The sequence below is a fragment of the Coleofasciculus sp. FACHB-712 genome, assembly GCF_014695635.1.
GTDB lineage: Bacteria > Cyanobacteriota > Cyanobacteriia > Cyanobacteriales > FACHB-T130 > FACHB-T130.
On sequence record NZ_JACJOQ010000195.1, the window covers coordinates 1 to 2,833 of the forward strand.

Annotated in this window: 2 protein-coding genes; one reads left to right on the forward strand and one right to left on the reverse strand. The window is 50.5% G+C overall.

Annotated elements, in window-relative coordinates:
- The coding region (locus tag H6F50_RS05515; RefSeq protein ID WP_190427224.1) for a DUF3536 domain-containing protein at positions 1–1,295 on the reverse strand (1,295 nt) is incomplete at its 3' end.
- A gap of 492 nt (positions 1,296–1,787) precedes the next feature.
- Here H6F50_RS05515 and cax point away from each other — a divergent pair.
- On the forward strand, positions 1,788–2,833 hold a 1,046-nt coding region (gene cax / locus H6F50_RS05520; RefSeq protein WP_190427226.1), incomplete at its 3' end, for a calcium/proton exchanger.

The window sequence follows — 2,833 nt, forward strand, 5'->3', positions numbered from 1 at the left end:
GCCCAGGGATCGCGGAAGAACTGGCGACCCGTTTCTTCATAAACTTTGCTTAACTGATCCCGCAACCAATCTAGGGCATTCCGCAGGGGACGCCGCCATTTCTGATGCCAAACGCCACCTTCGCCACCGCAACCGCAATCATCCTGCCATCGATTCACTCCGTGAGCGCAACTCCAAGCCGTGACTGGCTTCAGTTCCACTTCCCAGGTGGGAGGATTCAGACTCAGGTAATGGGCATAGTTGGTGACAGTCCAGCCGCGCCGGGGAAACTCTTCTACAAAGGCGAAGGCTAAGGTTTTCTCTGTCCCGCTTTTGTGGTGTCCAAAAGTTTCGCCATCTGTGCCAACAGAGATGAGCTGCGAAGCCCGGCGATCCCCGCGCACGGCTGAACCGATGCGCCCAGCTAGCGTACCCGCCCAGCCCAGCACATCGTTAAATCCCATGTCCCGCGAAATCGGGCCATCGTAGAAAAAGATATCGATGTAAGGGGTATTTGGGGTTTCGTTGGTGGGGAATGAATACTCAGGGCTAAGGGGTGAATCTTGTGTGCTGAGTGTGGGTTTCAGATAACAGCGATAGGGACGGGTAGGATCGATTTGAGAACCGCCCACTTCCAACCACTGAGTCACTGGCTGCTCGTCTGTGGGGATCGGTCGGCAACGTTCAGCTTGAGAAGGTGCTAAAACAATGAATTTAATTCCTTCTGCAACTAATGCTTCTAAGGTTGCATAGTCTACGGCAGTTTCAGCCAGCCACATTCCTTCGGGATCGCGCCCGAACCGGGAGCGAAAGTCTTCTTTACCCCAGCGAATTTGGGTGTACTTATCCCGCTCGTTGGCAAGCGGCATGATGATGTGATTGTAGACTTGCGCGATCGCATTGCCGTGTCCGTTCAGGCGATCGCTACTTTTGCGATCCGCTTCCAGAATTCGCTGATATACCTCCACGTCGTAGCGTTCCAGCCACGACATCAATGTGGGACCAATATTAAAGCTGAAATACTCATAGTTATTCACGATCCCCACGACTTCGCCCCGGTCATTTAGCACTCTGGCAAAGGCATTCGGGCGATAGCATTCATGGTGAATCCGCTCATTCCAATCATGGAACGGAGACGCACTCGGCTGCCGTTCAATCGCATCTAGATAAGGGTTTTCGCGGGGCGGTTGGTAAAAATGACCGTGAACCGTAACATAAACGCCGGTAGCCGTTTGCAGGGGATCGGTTGCTACACTGGTGTTTGCTGTTCCCTCAGCAGAATACTGTGAAGCTGGTCTTTCAGCAGCAGAAGTCATAGGATCGCATCCAAAATTAGTAAAAAATTAGGGTCAATAACTTATCCAGATAGACTGAGCATCCCCGCGTTTACTTGAACGCCAGGGAAACAGCAAGTTAAATCAGTCCATCTGGAGAAGGCGAAGACTCACCACCCAAACATGGTAAAGACTCTTGGGGGCGAAGCCTTCTCTCCTTAAATGGGGGGATCAAAGCAATCGGTTTAACATCCAATTATTTTGCCCGTACCGATGAGCAACTGCCTGTGCCCCATGCCGGTAACGGTCAATGAACAAAATTGAAAAGCCAGGATAGTTACTTGTTACTTACATGATTCAAGCGTAATGCTGCCATGCTTGGAACACTAACTTCATGCAAATGAATAGTAAATTAACTTTGCTTAAGGAATCCTGCATCTAAAGAAATATTCTGTTACATACTCAAAGACTGAAACAAGCCAGAACACTCAACAAGCGGCTATCCTAGACACGAGCTAAATACGAATAATTTGGATGCTGTCTCTAAACACGCTTTTTTCCATTCTTTTGTTGTTTATCCCTATTTCCATTACGGCCCACTTTCTGGAATGGGGATCGTCAGTCGTCTTCATCACCGCTTGTCTGGGGATCATTCCCCTTGCCGCTTGGATGGGCACCGCCACAGAGGAAATCGCGGTTGTTCTTGGCCCCTCCTTGGGAGGACTGCTGAATGCTACTTTTGGCAACGCCACCGAACTAATTATCTCCCTCGTTGCCCTCAACGCGGGGCTGGTGGATGTCGTCAAAGCGAGTATCACCGGCTCTATTATCAGCAACTTACTCCTGGTCATGGGCTTTTCCATGCTATTGGGGGGCTTGCGCTTCAAAGAGCAGGAATTTCAGCCAATGGTGGCAGGGGTAAATGCCTCGGCAATGAACCTAGCAGTGATTGCAATGCTGTTACCAACCGCGATGGACTATACCTCCACCGGGATTGATGAAGCCATCGTCCAGCAACTTTCGGTCGCCGTTGCCGTAGTATTAATCGGAGTCTATGGGTTGACGCTGCTATTTTCGATGAAGACCCACAGCTATCTCTACGATGCGGGTGTGGCAGAACAGGAGATACTCACTGAGTTAGCTGAGTCAAATCTCGCTCCAGAAGATCCGGAACATAAAGTTAACCTGCCCCTATGGATTGGAGTGCTATTAGGCGCAACGCTACTGGTTGCGGCGGAGTCGGAACTATTGGTTTCCTCCTTGGAAGAAGCCACCTCCCAACTGGGTCTGACGGCGCTGTTTACAGGGGTGATCCTGGTTCCGATTATTGGCAATGCTGCCGAACACGCTACCGCTGTCACCGTAGCGATGAAAAATAAGATGGATCTTTCTATCTCAGTGGCGGTGGGTTCTAGCTTGCAGATTGCCTTATTTGTGGCTCCGGTTCTCGTTCTGACAGGTTGGGCGTTGCACAAACCGATGGATTTGGACTTCAACCCGTTTGAATTGGTGGCAGTGGCGGTGTCGGTACTCATTGCCAATTCGATTAGTTCTGATGGCAAGTCGAACTGGTTAGAAGG